Origin of the sequence: Gordonia sp. PP30 (genome assembly GCF_023100845.1) — a bacterium.
Taxonomy (GTDB): Bacteria; Actinomycetota; Actinomycetes; order Mycobacteriales; family Mycobacteriaceae; genus Gordonia.
This window is the reverse complement of record NZ_CP095864.1, coordinates 3,855,403-3,870,556: the sequence shown is the minus strand read 5'-3', so window position 1 is coordinate 3,870,556 and position 15,154 is coordinate 3,855,403. Positions and strand designations below refer to the sequence as shown.

At 66.4% G+C, this 15,154-nt stretch carries 12 protein-coding genes; 11 read left to right on the top strand and 1 reads right to left on the bottom strand.

What is annotated here, in order from left to right; translation table 11 throughout:
* Nucleotides 1-14 precede the first annotated feature (14 nt).
* Nucleotides 15-2,048 carry a CocE/NonD family hydrolase gene (locus MYK68_RS17770; protein WP_502798339.1) on the bottom strand — a complete coding sequence of 678 codons (2,034 nt, stop codon included), beginning with the start codon at nt 2,046-2,048 and terminating at the stop codon, nt 15-17.
* A gap of 545 nt (nt 2,049-2,593) precedes the next feature.
* Between MYK68_RS17770 and rplJ the strand changes: the two genes are divergently transcribed.
* The 11 genes from rplJ to MYK68_RS17715 all read left to right on the top strand — a co-directional run bounded on the left by rplJ (nt 2,594) and on the right by MYK68_RS17715 (nt 15,147).
* Nucleotides 2,594-3,118, top strand: coding sequence for a 50S ribosomal protein L10 (gene rplJ, locus MYK68_RS17765; protein WP_247865072.1), 525 nt, complete (start codon nt 2,594-2,596; stop codon nt 3,116-3,118).
* Between the two features lie 99 nt (nt 3,119-3,217).
* Complete coding sequence (gene rplL, locus MYK68_RS17760) at nt 3,218-3,607, top strand: 50S ribosomal protein L7/L12 (RefSeq protein WP_247865071.1); 390 nt, start codon at nt 3,218-3,220, stop codon at nt 3,605-3,607.
* A 1,236-nt stretch (nt 3,608-4,843) separates the two neighbouring features.
* A complete protein-coding gene (locus MYK68_RS17755) occupies nt 4,844-6,100 on the top strand; it encodes an ABC transporter ATP-binding protein (protein WP_247865070.1) in 1,257 nt (418 codons plus the stop codon).
* On the top strand, nt 6,097-6,903 hold the full coding sequence (locus MYK68_RS17750) for an MlaE family ABC transporter permease (protein ID WP_247865069.1): 807 nt from the start codon (nt 6,097-6,099) through the stop codon (nt 6,901-6,903). The genes MYK68_RS17755 and MYK68_RS17750 overlap by 4 nt, the downstream gene beginning before the upstream one ends.
* A 2-nt stretch (nt 6,904-6,905) precedes the next feature.
* A complete protein-coding gene (locus MYK68_RS17745; RefSeq protein ID WP_247865068.1) occupies nt 6,906-7,778 on the top strand; it encodes an MlaE family ABC transporter permease in 873 nt (290 codons plus the stop codon).
* Nucleotides 7,779-7,784: 6 nt separating this feature from the next.
* Nucleotides 7,785-9,104, top strand: coding sequence for an MCE family protein (locus MYK68_RS17740; RefSeq protein ID WP_247865067.1), 1,320 nt, complete (start codon nt 7,785-7,787; stop codon nt 9,102-9,104).
* Nucleotides 9,101-10,210, top strand: coding sequence for an MCE family protein (locus tag MYK68_RS17735; RefSeq protein WP_247865066.1), 1,110 nt, complete (start codon nt 9,101-9,103; stop codon nt 10,208-10,210). Before MYK68_RS17740 ends, MYK68_RS17735 begins: the two co-directional genes overlap by 4 nt.
* Nucleotides 10,211-10,213: 3 nt before the next feature.
* Nucleotides 10,214-11,296, top strand: coding sequence for an MlaD family protein (locus MYK68_RS17730; protein ID WP_502798264.1), 1,083 nt, complete (start codon nt 10,214-10,216; stop codon nt 11,294-11,296).
* 20 nt (nt 11,297-11,316) lie between these two features.
* Nucleotides 11,317-12,555 carry an MCE family protein gene (locus MYK68_RS17725; RefSeq protein WP_247865065.1) on the top strand — a complete coding sequence of 413 codons (1,239 nt, stop codon included), beginning with the start codon at nt 11,317-11,319 and terminating at the stop codon, nt 12,553-12,555.
* Nucleotides 12,555-13,904, top strand: a complete 1,350-nt coding sequence (locus MYK68_RS17720) for an MCE family protein (protein ID WP_247865064.1) — start codon at nt 12,555-12,557, stop codon at nt 13,902-13,904. Before MYK68_RS17725 ends, MYK68_RS17720 begins: the two co-directional genes overlap by 1 nt.
* Entirely contained in the window at nt 13,894-15,147 is a 1,254-nt protein-coding gene (locus MYK68_RS17715) for an MlaD family protein (protein WP_247865063.1), read from the top strand. The genes MYK68_RS17720 and MYK68_RS17715 overlap by 11 nt, the downstream gene beginning before the upstream one ends.
* The last annotated feature ends 7 nt before the right edge of the window (nt 15,148-15,154 follow it).

Sequence of the window (15,154 nt, the reverse complement as noted above, 5' to 3'; positions counted from 1 at the left end):
GCCGGCTGGGCGGGCTACTCGACGACGGCCAGCGGTGCCATCGGGTGCAGCTGCGACCGGGTGGGGACCGGGTCGGTGCCGAGCTCGCCGTCGGCCAGGAACGTCAGGTAGCTCGGCTTGTTCGGATCGAGAACCAGCTGCTGGCGGCGGCCGCGCGCCTTGATCAGGTCGGGCACGATGGTCAGGTACCGGGGCAGGCTCGCGGCGTAGACGTCGACCCGCAACCGGTGGCCCGGCGCCAGTACCGCGTCGGTCGGCACCAGATCGACGTCGATGCGCACCGGCTCGTCCGCCGGGACCGGCAGGCGCCGTTCCCGGGAGAGGAAGTGCACCGCGTCGACCAGAGTGCCGCCCTCGGCGTACGTCGACCGGGTGGTGTCCAGCGCCCGGTTCGACGCGGTCAGCGCGCCGTTGGTCAGCACCGTCGAGGTGCCGTCCGGGGCGACGTCGTTCACGGTGACCGCCCAGATCCCCTCGTGGGCCGTGGTGGAGACGTTGAGCCGCAGGTTCATCTGGCCGGAGATCTGGGTGGCCTGCGTGACCGGCTCGCTGGTGAAGCTCAGCGCGCCCTTCTCCTGGTACGACGCATCGCTGGAGAAGTGCTTGCCCAGCGCGATCGGCAGGCCGGCGAACACCTGTGAGGCATCCCGCGAGACGACGCCGCGCAGGTCGGGGCTGATGCGCAGCGACCGGCGCCGGTGCGCGGGCACCACGCTCAGCGAGCCGTCGTGCCGGGTATGCGGCGCGGTCTCCGAGGGGTCCTCGGTGAGGAAGAGGCGCTGGGGTCGCACCCCGGGCCGCGGGAACGACGGCCCGCACGACCAGCCGCCACCCTGCTGCTCCATGGTCACCGGCCCGTACTCCTCGATGCCGTTGCGGATCCCCTTGAGCCAGCGGTCGAACCAGGCGCGTTCGAGGACGTCGAGCTGCGGCGGACGGTGCTCGCGGCCGTGGTCGCAGCCGGGATCGAGGTGGTACCCGTCGGCGATGAGCGACTGTTTGCGGCCCGGCTCCATCTGCAACTGGTCGTAGACCCGGGTGGCGCTGCGGCCGAACAGGTCGTGCCATGCGCCGACGGTGAAGGTGGCGGCGGTGATGTCCTCGACCCGCGGTGAGCGCTCGTTGAAGTACGGATGATCGAAGATGCGGTGGTCGTTGGCGGTGAGGAAACCCCAGAACAGCGACGGCATCTCGGTGGCCGGGCTCTTGAGGCGGTCGCGCAGCCAGCGGTACTCGTCGCCGGTGAACAGGTCGCCGAGAAGGGTGGCCGGATTGGGCACCCACTTGGCCAGGTTCACCAGCGCCAGCCACATCGGGATGAACGCGGACGGCATGCCGCCGGTGATGTAGATGTCGCGGACGACGTCCTCGCTGCCCTCCACCGCGAACACGGCCTTGAGCGCCTCCGGCCGCAGGGCCGCGGCCTGCAGGGAGTTGATCGCCGAATAGCTCCAGCCGGCCATGCCGACCGAGCCGTCGCACCACGACTGGCGTGTCATCCACTCGATGATCTCCACCGAGTCCTGCTGCTCGCGGCGGCTGAGGATGCCCCACTTGCCGTGCGATGCCCCGGTGCCGCGGACGTCGACCAGCACCTGCACGTAGCCGGACTGCACCAGATTCCGGTTGATGCCGAAGACGTCGAACAGGCCCACACCGAAGGTGCGGGTGAGCCGGGCGGCGCCGGTCAGCGGGCCCGGACCGCGCGTCATGGTGCGCGCGGCCGTCTGCACGGTGCGGCCGATGACCGGGGCGTGCAGCAGATGGTCGAAGCCGTCGATCAGCGTGCGGTTGTACGGATTGACGTTGAGGATCGCCGGGAACGGCGCCTTGCTCGGCTGGCCGACGCGGTTGGCCGGGCGGACCACGGTCGCGCGCAGCCGCACGCCGTCGCTCATCGTGACGGTGACATTGCGGCTGATGTGCACGCGCGGGTACGGCTTGCGCCCGTAGACGGCCTCGTGCCAGGCCGCGGCCCGGTGGCCGCCGTCGGCATCGCGATAACCGCCCGGTTCGGAGGCGCGGTGCGCCCGCTCCAGGCCGTGCAGATCGAGTGGCACGCTCACGTGTCGATCCCTCGCTTCCCGCCGCGGACGCGGCGATGATCCCAGGGATTCACCGGACTGTGATCCATCCCACGGGAAAAGTCTTACGAACAATTAAGCACGGCGACGTTCCTGATCGCCACTCGTGTCCGGGATCCGTACAGTCGATCACACCGAACCGGTGTGATCGGGAGACCTCGCCGTGACCTGTCGCGCCTGGGCGACGACGGCCGATTCGACTTCGCCGGGGTGCCCGGCTACTCTGGTCTGCGGTTCAGCGGACCCCGTGCGGGTCCGAGGGAATCGAGTTCAACCAGAGACCGTCGGTCGTCGGGAGTGATCCCGATCGAAGGCCCGAGAACATCTCGGCGGCCCACGCAGGATGAACGAGGAGACTTCGCCGTGGTTCGCCGCGGCCATTCGCCCCGTGCTTCCTGCACGGGGCGTTCGTGTTTCTCCGGCCGGAACGTCGTGAACCCCTCGCGGGCGACGGGTACTGGGTCGCGACACCCACAGGGTGTCAGAGAAGACACGAGAGGAGGCGAAGTATGGCTAACCAGGAAAAGATCGATGCGGTCGCAGAGATCACCGGGCTGTTCGAGGGTGCCAATGCGGCGGTCATCACGGAATACCGTGGGCTGTCCGTTCCGCAGATCTCGGCACTCCGTCGCTCGCTCGGCGAAGGCGCGACGTACTCCGTCGCCAAGAACACCCTCGTCAAGCGTGCTGCTGCCGAAGCAGGCGTTGAGGGGCTCGACGAGCTGTTCGTGGGTCCGACCGCGATCGCCTTCATCGAAGGTGAGCCGGTCGTGGCCGCCAAGGCGATCAAGACGTTCGCCAAGGACAACAAGGCCCTGGTCATCAAGGGCGGTTACATGGACGGCCGTGTGCTGTCCATCGCCGAGGTTGAGGCCATCGCCGACCTGGAGACCCGTGAGGTCCTCCTGGCCAAGCTCGCCGGTGCCATGAAGGGCAACTTGGCAAAGGCCGCAGGGCTGTTCACCCAGCCCGCCTCGCAGGTCGCGCGTCTCGCCGCGGCCCTCGAGGAGAAGAAGGGCTCCGAAGCCGCCTGAGGCCCGGACCCGATCGCGGCCGGCACCGTCGGCCGTACCCACCGACATGGCCTGCACCGCAGGCCTCCCCCGCATAGGGATTAGAGGAAGGACGCCATCATGGCGAAGCTCACCGCTGACGAGCTCATCGAGCAGTTCAAGGAACTGACCCTGCTGGAGCTCAGCGAGTTCGTGAAGAAGTTCGAAGAGGTCTTCGAGGTCACCGCTGCCGCTCCGGTCGCCGTCGCCGCTGCCGGTGCTCCGGCCGCCGGTGGCGCCGAGGCCGCCGCCGAGCAGGACGAGTTCGACGTCGTGCTCGAGTCGGCCGGCGACAAGAAGATCCAGGTCATCAAGGTCGTCCGCGAGGTCGTCTCGGGCCTGGGCCTGAAGGAAGCCAAGGACCTCGTCGAGAGCGCTCCGAAGGCCCTCCTGGAGAAGGTCAGCAAGGAAGACGCCGAGGCCGCCAAGGCCAAGCTGGAAGAGGCCGGCGCCTCCATCTCGCTCAAGTGAGACGGGCTCGCCTCGTGCGAGCAGCCGCCTGAATCAGGCTGATCGAAGACCCGCAGGGATCTCCCTGCGGGTCTTCGTCGTCGTATCGGCCGGAGGCGAGTCCGGTCAGTCGGCGATCGCCCAGCTACGTCTTTCGTAGCGACGGGTGTCGTTTCGACTCGGTCTCGCCCTTGCGGGCTCGACCGGCTCAACGGGCTGCTGGGGGTCTCACCGCCCGTTGGACCCGGTGAGGTGGTTGGCACATAGCTCGTTGAGCCCGGCGAGGCGCTAGCCGAGTCGGTGTCGAAACGCCGTTCTGGAGTTCGGGTGTGACGCCTGGCGCGGAGCTCTTGTGGGCTTGATGGGTGAGGTCGTTTCGACTCGGTCTCGCCCTTGCGGGCTCGACTGGCTCAACGGGTTGTTGGGGGTCTCACCGCCCGTTTGACCCGGTGAGGTGGTTGGCACATAGCTCGTTGAGCCCGGCGAGGCGCTAGCCGAGTCGGTGTCGAAACGCCGTTCTGGAGTTCGGGTGTGACGCCTGGCGCGGAGCTCTTGTGGGCTCGATGGGTGAGGTCGTTTCGACTCGGTCTCGCCCTTGCGGGCTCGACCGGCTCAACGGGCTGCTGGGGGGTCTCACCGCCCGTTGGACCCGGCGAGGTGGTTCCCACACCGCCCGTTGAGCCCGGCGAGACGCTAGCCGAGTCGGTGTCGAAACTCCGTTCTGGAGTTCGTGCGCCGCGGACGGCCCCGATTCTGTCGGCGCGGCCGGGCTATTCCGGGTGTCGCCCGCACTTTCTTCTCCGGGTCGTGCCGGGCCGATTCGAGGCCCGCGGGAACGGGTGTTCACCTGGGATTTCCCCGAGTGATCGCTCGGTCACTACCCGACGCGGTACCGGCGACCAGCGTCGATCGGCGTTCATCGCACCGGCTCACCGGCCGGGACTAAAGTCCCTGCCCGGGTATGGCCCGATGGCACTGTGCGGTACGTCACGGTGGGCCGTCGATGTGGACCCGGATCTCACTTTGTGGCGGCCGTGTTCTTTGGGTATTCTCAGCGAACCGGGAAGTTACCAATAGGTAAGTTCGCAGGACGACTACGACTTCGCATCCATCGAGGTCGAGGTGTTTGCAGATGGTGCGGTGGGTTAGGGTGACCCCAGCCACAATTGGCGGCACCGCGTGGGGGGTTCCTCCGCGAAGTGGTCGGGACCGGCGCGACGACGTCTCGGTGCGGAAGAATACGTCTGGAGGGACGCAGTGGGAGTTGAGGTTGCAGTCGAGGGCTTGACCAAGTCTTTCGGCTCACAGAACATCTGGCGCGACGTGACGCTCACCCTGCCGGCAGGCGAGGTGAACGCGCTTCTCGGCCCGTCGGGCACCGGTAAGTCGGTGTTCCTGAAGACACTGATCGGTCTGCTCCATCCGGAGCAGGGCTCGGTGATCATCGACGGCACCGACATCACCCAGTGCTCGGCCAAGGAACTCTATGAGATCCGTAAGCTCTTCGGCGTCCTCTTTCAGGACGGTGCGCTCTTCGGCTCGATGAGCCTCTACGACAACATCGCCTTCCCGCTTCGTGAGCACACGAAGAAGAAGGAAGACGAGATCCGCCGCATCGTCATGGACAAGGTGGAGCTGGTCGGTCTGGCCGGCGCCGAGGACAAGCTCCCCGGCGAGATCTCCGGCGGTATGCGCAAGCGCGCCGGCCTGGCCCGCGCCCTGGTGCTCGACCCCGAGATCATCCTCTGCGACGAGCCGGACTCCGGTCTGGACCCGGTCCGTACCGCGTACATCTCGCAGCTGCTGATCGACATCAACGCCGAGATCGACGCCACGATCCTGATCGTGACGCACAACATCAACATCGCCCGCACCATCCCGGACAACATCGGCATGCTCTTCCGCAAGGAACTGGTCATGTTCGGCCCGCGCGAAGTGCTGCTGACCTCCGAGCAGCCCGTCGTCAAGCAGTTCCTGTCGGGCGATCGTTTCGGCCCCATCGGCATGTCCGAGGAGAAGGACGAGGCCGTCGCCGCGCAGGAGGCCGCCATGCAGGCCGCCGGTATCTCCGGCGGTGGCACCAAGGACGACTTCAGCGAGATCATCCCGCAGGTCCAGCCGAACCCGGGCATGCCGGTCCGGCAGGCGGCGATCCGCCACCGGCAGAACGTCCTCAACATCATCAACGACCTCCCGCCGAACGCGCAGGCCGCGATCCGCGCCTCGATCGCCGAGGAGGACCGCCGCGCGGCGGAGAGCCCGGACACCTCCGCCACGCTCGTCGCGATGTCGAACCACCAGTTCGAGTACCCGACCGGGGTCGCGCAGCGCTACGACGGTGCCACCGAGGTCATCACCTCGGCCGGCGGCGTCACCGAGGTCATCGAATCGCCCACCCAGACGATCACCCTCGACGACGGCGCCGAGGGCGTCACCGAGACGATCCGCACCGTGGGTGAGGACACCGAAGAGATCACCGTCGTTCGCGACGGGCAGGGGAGCACCCGAGAATGACCAGTGCCACTCAGCGTGGCGTCGCGAAGATTCAGAAGGCCGGCGACGGGGCTCTCACCCAGACCGGCAACATCGTTCAACTCTTCGTCGACGTCGCACGCCAGCTGTTCGTACGCCCGTTCCAATGGCGCGAATTCATCCAGCAAGCCTGGTTCATCGCCAGCGTCACGATCCTGCCGACCGCGCTCATCGCGATCCCGTTCGGCGCGATCGTCTCGATGCAGACCGGTTCGCTGATCAAGCAGCTCGGCGCTGAGTCGTTCACAGGCGCGGCGAGCGTGCTCGTCGTCGTCCAGCAGGGTTCTCCGTTGGTGACCTCGCTGCTGGTGGCCGGCGCGGCCGGATCGGCGGTCGCCGCCGACCTGGGCTCGCGCACCATCCGCGAGGAGATCGACGCGATGGAGGTGCTGGGCATCAACCCGGTGCAGCGCCTCGTCGTGCCCCGCGTGCTCGCCATGGTGCTGGTCGCCATGCTGCTCAACGGCCTGGTCGCCGTCGTCGGCATCGTCGGCGGCTACTTCTTCAACGTGATCGTGCAGGGCGGAACGCCCGGTGCGTATCTGGCCTCGTTCGGCGCCCTCGCGCAGCTCCCCGACCTGTACGTCTCGACGTTCAAGGCCGCGATCTTCGGCATCATCGCCGGTGTGATCGCCGCCTACAAGGGCCTCAACCCGAAGGGCGGCCCGAAGGGCGTCGGTGACGCGGTCAACCAGTCCGTGGTCGTGACGTTCCTGCTGCTGTTCTTCGCGAACCTGATCATCACGGCGGTCTTCATCCAGATCGTCCCGCCGAAGGTAGGTTAGTCGTGACCCGTGGTGTGACGATCGCCAAGAGCCGTCCCGAATACCTGGCCTACGAGGCCAAGAAGATCGCGGGCAAGCCGCTCAAGCTGCTCGACGGCGCCGGCGAGCAGATGTCCTTCTACGCCCGCACGATGGCGTGGATTCCGAAGACGCTGGTCCACTACCAGCGCGAGGTCCTCCGGATCCTCGCCGAGGTGGCCTTCGGCTCCGGCGGCCTCGCCGTGATCGCCGGCACGGTCGGCGTCATGGTCCTGATGTCCGGCTTCACCGGCGTCGTCGTCGGCATGCAGGGTTACGCGGCTCTGAGCCAGATCGGCGCCGAGGCGCTCTCCGGCTTCCTATCGGCCTACGTCAACACCCGCGAGGTGGCGCCCCTGGTGGCCGGCCTCGCACTCAGCGCGACGGTCGGCTGCGGCTTCACCGCGCAGCTCGGCGCCATGCGGATCTCCGAGGAGATCGACGCCCTCGAGGTGATGGCGGTCCCGTCGGTGCCGTTCCTGGTGTCGACCCGCGTGATCGCCGGCTTCGTCGCCGTCATCCCGCTGTACGTGCTCGGCCTGATGGCCGCGTATCTGGCGTCACGGTTCATCAACACCGTGTTCAATGGTCAGTCGTCCGGCTCGTACGACCACTACTTCAATCTGTTCCTGCCGCCGGTGGACGTGCTCTGGAGCTTCCTGAAGGTGCTGATATTCGCCTTCGTGATCATCCTGGTCCACTGCTATTACGGCTACTTCGCCAGCGGCGGTCCCGCCGGTGTGGGCGTGGCCGTGGGACACGCCGTTCGCGCCGCACTGGTGCTGATCGCGGTTCTGGACTTCTTCCTGAGCCTGGCCATCTGGGGCACCAGCACGTCGATCCGGGTCGGAGGTTAGCCGCACGTGAATGCGACTCTTAAACGCCGTTTGCTGGGTCTGGTCTTTTACGTCGTCGTCATCGGACTGCTCGCGACGTCGGTCCTGATCTTCATGGGCACCTTCAAGTCGACGACCGATGTGACCCTCGAGGCCAGCAGCGTCGGCAACGCACTGACGCAGCACTCCGACGTCAAGGCGCGCGGCGTCGTCGTCGGTTCGGTCGACAAGGTCAACGTGCACAGCGACGGCACCGTCGCCGTCACGCTGGCCCTCGATCCGAAGCTTGCCGACCAGCTGCCCGCCAACAGCACCGCCCGGATCCTGCCGAAGACCCTCTTCGGCGAGCGCTACGTCGCGCTGCAGATTCCGGACGACCCCGAGGGCAACCTCGGCAAGGGCGGCACCATCCACATCGACGCCAAGGGCAACGCCCCCGAGGTCGAGGATCTGTTCGACGCGTTGCTGCCGATTCTGCAGGCCGTGCCGCCGGAGGATCTGAACGCCACCCTGACGTCGATCAACTCGGCGCTCGCCGGGCGTGGTCCGCAGCTGAAGAAGGCCATCGAGCAGCTCAACGACATCTTCGGTGCGCTGAACAAGAACATGCCCGCGCTGCAGGGGACGCTCGAGGGGCTCGCCAGCTTCTCGCAGACCTACTCCCAGGCGCTGCCGGACGTGATCGACGCGCTGGACAACTTCCGGGTGACCAACCGGACGATCGTCGATCGCCAGGGCGACCTGCGAAACACCATCGCGACGCTGGGCGTGGCCTCGGTCGACGCCACCAAGTTCCTCAAGACCAACAAGAAGGACGTGGTGAACCTGTTCGTCGACTCGGAGACGCTGCTGGTCCAGCTGGCCCGCCAGTCTCCGGTGTTCGGGTGCACGTTCAAGAACTTCGCCGAGATCGTCCCGAAGGTGGGTCCGATCGTCGGCAAGGGCACCGAGAACCCGGGCGTGCACGTGAACGTGCAGTTCGTGAACCCGCGGGGCCGCTACCTGCCGAACCAGGACGAGCCGCGCATGTGGTGGCGCGATCCGCCTGCCCGCTGCTATGACAAGGCGACCAACGGCCGCCCGTTCGGGCAGTACCCGGGCGGCAGCGTCCCGGACGGCTCCTACCAGCCGCCGTCGCGCAACCCCGGTCCGGCCACCATCAAGGACCTGCCGCAGCCGCAGTTCAGCGCGCAGCCGCAGGGCGCCGGGATGACCGATAGCGAGTATGTGACCAAGATGAAGATGATCTACGGCGCCGACAGCGGCCAGTACCCGGCGCAGGTCCCGACCTGGGTCACCTACATCGGTGGCGGCGCGGTCAAGGGAGCGGAGGTGACCATCAAGTGAGAGGCATGTGGGCACCCCTGATCAAGCTGATCGTGTTCGCCGTGGTCACCATCCTGGCGACCACCGTCCTGGCCCTGCTGATCGGCAACGCCGGTGCGTCGGGCAAGGACAGCTACAAGGCCATCTTCACTGACGCGGCCATGCTGAACCCGGGCGACGACGTCCGGATCGCCGGCGTGCGCGTCGGCCAGGTGGAGTCGGTCGAGATCGTCGACCACAACCGCGCGGAGGTCTCGTTCAACGTCAACCGCGCCCGGCTCCCCAAGAGCACCCAGGTCTACATCCGCTACCGCAATCTCGCGGGCCTGCGGTACGTGGCGCTGGAGCGGGGACCGGCCGACGACACCCAGATGGTCTCCCCGGGGCACGTGTTCCCGTACAACGAGAACCGTTTCCTGTCGAACACCCATCCGGCGGTGAACCTGACCGAGCTGTTCAACGGCTTCCGGCCGCTGTTCCGTCAGATCACGCCGGACGACATGAACAAGCTGGCGGAGACGGTGATCAACGTCTTCCAGAACGGTGACGGCACCGACATGGGCCAGACGATCCAGTCGTTGCTGACCCAAACTGCGCAGCTGACCAACACCATCGCGGACAAGGACCAGGTGATCGGCGAGATGATCACCAACCTGACCAAGGTGCTGGAGACGGTGAACAAGAACGACAAGCAGTTCACCGCGCTCCTGGACAACACCGAGAAGCTGGTGGTCGGTCTGGCCGCCCAGCGTGACTCGGTGGGCTCGGCCATCACCTCGGTGTCGAACCTGACCACCCTGACCGGCGAGGTACTGAGCAAGACGCGCCCGTCCATCCAGGGTTCGCTGGCCAACCTCAAGGTGCTGTCGGACAAGATCGACGCCCGCAGCGCCGACGTGGAGAAGGCGCTGACCAATCTCCCGGTGAAACTGGAGAAGCTGGGCCGCTCGGCCACCTTCGGCTCGTGGTTCCAGTTCTACCTGTGCGGTATCGACATCACCGCGGGTAACGGCAAGTCGACGCTGCTGACGCAGCCGCTGGTGCCGCTGCCCGACATCAATCACGTGCTCTACACCAGCGCGGCGACGCGCTGCTGGGCCGACGGCAAGATCAACGGGGAGGGGTGAGCCGTGTCCAATCCACAGAACACCCCCGCGGGTGACGAGATCGACGTCACCAAGCTGCCGCCGAAGAAGTCGCGCCGGTTCGCCGGCAAGCGCAGCGCGCGCAGCGTTGGCGTGCTCGGCATCGTCGTGCTCCTGATGCTGACCCTGTCGGCCTTCTACCTGAAGGACCTGCCGATGGTCGGTGCGGCACCGCAGTACACGGTGCAGTTCTCCGAGGCGGCGGGCGTCAAGGCCGGCAACGAGGTCCGGGTCGCCGGCGTGAAGGTCGGCGAGGTGACCGACGTCCGGCTCGACGGCGACAAGGTCCTCATGCGGATGCGCGTCGAGAACACCTGGATCGGCGACAAGACCCAGGCCACCATCCAGATCAAGACCGTCCTGGGCCAGAAGTACATCGCGCTGAACCCGAAGGGCACCAAGCTCGCCAATCCGCGCGACACCCTCACCGACACGGTGGCCCCGTACGACGTCCTCGAGGCGTTCGGCGATGCCGCCAATCAGATCGAGAACGTCAACACCGATCAGGTGGCGAAGGCGCTCGGTCAGCTGTCCGATGTGTTCACCGCGAACGCCGACGACATCGGGCCGGCCATGGACGGGATCTCCCGGCTGTCGAAGACCATCGCCAGCCGCGACGACGAGGTCCAGCGGCTGCTCGAGGCGACCAAGGGCAGCTCCAAGATCCTCGCCGATCGCAACGACGAGTTCGTGAAGCTGATCGCCGGCGCCGGGGTGCTGCTCAAGGAGCTGAACACGCGCCAGCAGAGCATTTCGGCGCTCCTCGCCAGCACCGAGACGCTGTCGACCTCGCTGACCGGCATCGTCCGTGACAACGAGAAGCAGATCGGCCCGGTGCTCGACTCACTGTCCAAGGTGACGGCCCTGCTGACCAGGCAGAACTCGAATCTGCGTAAGTCGATCCAGAACCTGGCGCCGTTCTACAAGCTGTACGCCAACGTGCTGGGCAACGGTCGCTGGTTCGAGGCGACGGTCACCAACCTGCTGCCGCCGGCGCTGCCCGCGCAGAACACGCACCGACCGCCCAATATGCAAAAGAACCTGACTAACGGCGGGACGGGCGGCTGATGACGACTCCGGATACGACTGTGAACGAGACGAAGTTCTTCAACGCCAAGAACAATCTGATCATCGCCGTGGTGGTGATCGTCGCCGTGATCCTCGGCATCATCGGCTGGTGGGCCTTCAACGTCCTCACCGCGACCACAGTGAAGGCGCGATTCACCAGCGCGGTGGGCATCTACGAGGGCTCCAACGTCAAGATCCTCGGCGTGGACGTCGGCAAGGTCACCAAGGTCACCCCGCGAGGCAAGACCGTCGAGGTGGACATGCGGGTGAACCGCGGGGTCAAGCTGCCGGCCGATGTGCAGGCCGTGCAGATCATCCCGTCGCTGGTCGCCGACCGCTTCGTGCAGTTGGTGCCCGCCTATTCCGGTGGTCCCAAGGCCGGTTCGAACGTGACGCTGGGCACCGATCGCACCGGGGTTCCGGTGGAGATCGACGCGATCTACGCCAACCTGCAGAAGCTGTCGAAGTCGCTGGGCCCGGGCACCGACGAGGTGAATGAGAAGGGCGCGCTGAGTAACTTCGTGTCCGCAGGCGCCAAGGCGCTCGACGGCAACGGTGAGAAGCTCGGCAACGCGATCACCAACCTGTCGCAGGCGGCGTCGACGCTGGCGAACTCCCGCGGCGACATCGCCAGCACCATCGCGAACCTCGACGTGTTCGTCGGGGCGCTGAAGGAGAACGACGCGCAGGTGCGCCAGTTCAACACGCAGATGGCGTCGTTCAACACCTTCCTGGCCGGGGAGCGCGACCAACTCGGAAAGGCGCTCGACACCCTGTCGTACGCGCTGGGCGACGTCGCCGGCTTCCTCGCCGACAACGAGGACAAGCTCGGCAAGGCGGTGCGCGACCTGGAACCGACGGCCGACGCGCTGTACGACAACAAGAAGGATCTCCTGGAGATCCTGACCGTGTTGCCGGTGACGGTCAGCAACCTGATCAACGCCTACGACGCGGAGTCGGGCACGGTCGACATGCGCGTGAACATCACGCAGCTGCAGAACCCGGCCGGCGCGCTGTGCAAGATGCTCGACCTGGGCAAGCTCCTGCCGGGCAACCCGCAGGCCGTCCAGTTCAGCAAGATCATGGCTCCGCTGGTCAACAACTGCACCGAGGTCGGTGAGCAGATCCAGAACAACGTGCTGGAGCCGCTGCTGCCGATCCTGCCGTTCGGCATCATGAGCGGCAAGAAGCTGCAGGACATGTACCACCCGGGCCAGAACGCCGGTAACCCCGATCCTGCACTCCCGGGAGGCAACTGATGAACCTCAGCAGGTCAGGCCGCATCAAGGCGGCCGGCGTGGCCGTGGCGATGAGCGCGGTGATGGTCGGCGTGTCGGGCTGCGGGATCAACGTTCAGCAGATGCCGTTGCCCGGTGGTGTCGACCTGGGCGACCATCCGCGCGAATACATGATCGAGTTCGCGAACATCCTCGACCTGGTGCCGCAGTCCGTCGTCAAGATGGACGGCACTCCGGTGGGCAAGGTCACCAAGATCGAGGTGCCCGCCGACTCGTGGAACGCGCGCGTCCACATCAAGGTGAAGAACCAGGTCGATCTCTCCGATGAGTCCCGGGCTGCGGTCCAGCAGACCAACCTGCTGGGTGAGAAGTTCGTCAGCCTGAGCGACCCGAAGGACGCGGCCGGCGCCCCACGGCAGAATCCGAAGGTGCCGATCCCGACCGATCGGACCAAGACCACGACGGACATCGAGGAACTCCTCGGCGCGCTGTCGCTGCTGCTCAACGGCGGCGGAATCAACCAGCTAGAGCCGATCGTCACCGCCCTGAACGAGTCGATGGGCGGTACCGAGGGCAGCAAGCAGACCCGAGAGTTGCTGATCAACTCCGAGAAGCTGATCCGCGGTCTCAACCAGCAGCGCGACAACATCGTGCGTGCGGTCGACGGCGTCGCGGTGCTGTCGGACCGGGCCGCTCAGCAGACCCAACAGATCGACCGGATCCTCGACGAGTTGCCGGCCGGTATCGCGGTGCTCGAACAGCAGCGTCCGCAGTTCGTCGACCTGCTGACCAAGCTCGACCAGCTGGGTCAGGTGGGCACCGACATCCTGGCGAAGTCGCACACGCAGATGATCAACGATCTGAAGGCGCTGCGGCCGATCCTCACGGAGCTGGCGAAGTCGGTCGACGACGCCATCACGGCGACGCCGCTGATGCTGACCCATCCGTTCCCGGACGACATCCTGCCCGCCGTGCACGGCGACTCGACCAACCTGTTCCTGAACGTCGACCTGCGGCTGCTCAACCAGCTCGAGGCACTCGGCGTCGGACAGGGCACCCCGCACTACCGGGCGCCGTCGGTCAACCCGCCGCCGATCTACAAGGGCAATCCGTACGTCAACGGCAACGGCCCGCGCTGGGGCTGGCCGACGATCTCGTTGCTGCCGCCGGCACCGAACTCGAAGCTGGGGCCGAACACTCCGCCGTCGGGTGGCACGTACCCGATGAACCCGACTCCGCCGGCCAAGAAGAAGCCGGCCAAGAAGAAGCCGGCCGGCGGCAACCAGTACGGTCCGCTGCCCGCCGACGCGAAGAGCACCAACTTCCTGGACGCTTCGCTCGCATTCCCGGGAGGCTCCGATGCTCAGTAGGCTCGTCAAGATTCAGCTGGTGGTCTTCGCGATAATCGGTGTGGCCGCGATCGTCTTCGTGGGTGCCAACTACGCGCAGCTCGACAAGATGGTCGGTCTGTCGCAGTACAAGGTGACCCTCCGGATGGGGGAGAGCGCGGGCGGCATCTTCCAGAATGCCGAGGTCACCTACCGGGGCGTGCCGGTGGGCCGCGTCGGCACCATGAAACTGACCGAAAAGGGCGTCGACGTCGAGCTGCGGCTGGACTCGCGCGGCCCGAAGATCCCGGAGTCGGCCACCGCGGTGATCGCCAACCGGTCGGCCATCGGTGAGCAGTTCGTGGATCTGCAGCCGACGACCGGTGCGGGTCCGTACCTGAAAAAGGGCGACGTGATCACCAAGTACACGCTGCCCCCGGTGCTGCAAGACGTCATGACCGACACCATCAAGCTCACCGAGGCGGTACCGGTCAAGGACCTGACCACTGTCGTCCACGAGCTCGGTCTGGCCTTCAACGGGCAGTCGGAGAACATGAACCGGCTGGTCGACTCGCTGACCAAGCTCGCGCAGACCGGGCACGACAATCTGGGCCAGACCATCTCGCTGATCCAGAACGCGGACGTCGTCCTCGGCACGCAGGCCGACCAGTCCGATGAGATCCTGGCCTGGTCCAAGAGCCTCGATCAGATCACCGCGACGCTTGCGTCGTCGGACCCGGCCGTCCGCCGGATCCTGACCAACGCGCCGATGACGGCGACGCAGCTCTCGTCGTTCATTCAGAAGAACGGCACGGACGCCACCACGCTGATCCACAAGCTCGGCGACACCATGGACACGATCGAGCCGGCCACCTTCTCGACCGGTGCCCTGTTAGCCATGCTGTCGGCGCTATCGGCAGGCTCGCACACGCCGGCGCCGGGTGACGGGCAGATCCACTTCGGTATCGTCCTGGAGACCGAGAACCCGCCGGCCTGCACCGTGGGTTACGAGAGCACCCAGAAGATGATCGCGGACATCAAGAAGAAGAACCCGTCCTTCGACATCAACTACGACGACTTCCCGTTCAACAAGGACGCGAACTGTGATGTCGCCGTGGGCAATCCGACCGGTGTCCGAAGCGCGAACCGCGCTGCGCTGGCCAATCCGGACTTCCCGCAGCCGTGGGACAAGACCCCGAAGAAGATGCCGGACACTCTCAACCTGAACCCGCTGGCCACCCAGCTGGCGTGGCTCATGGGAGTGCACCCGACGAAGTACAACTAGCCGCAGT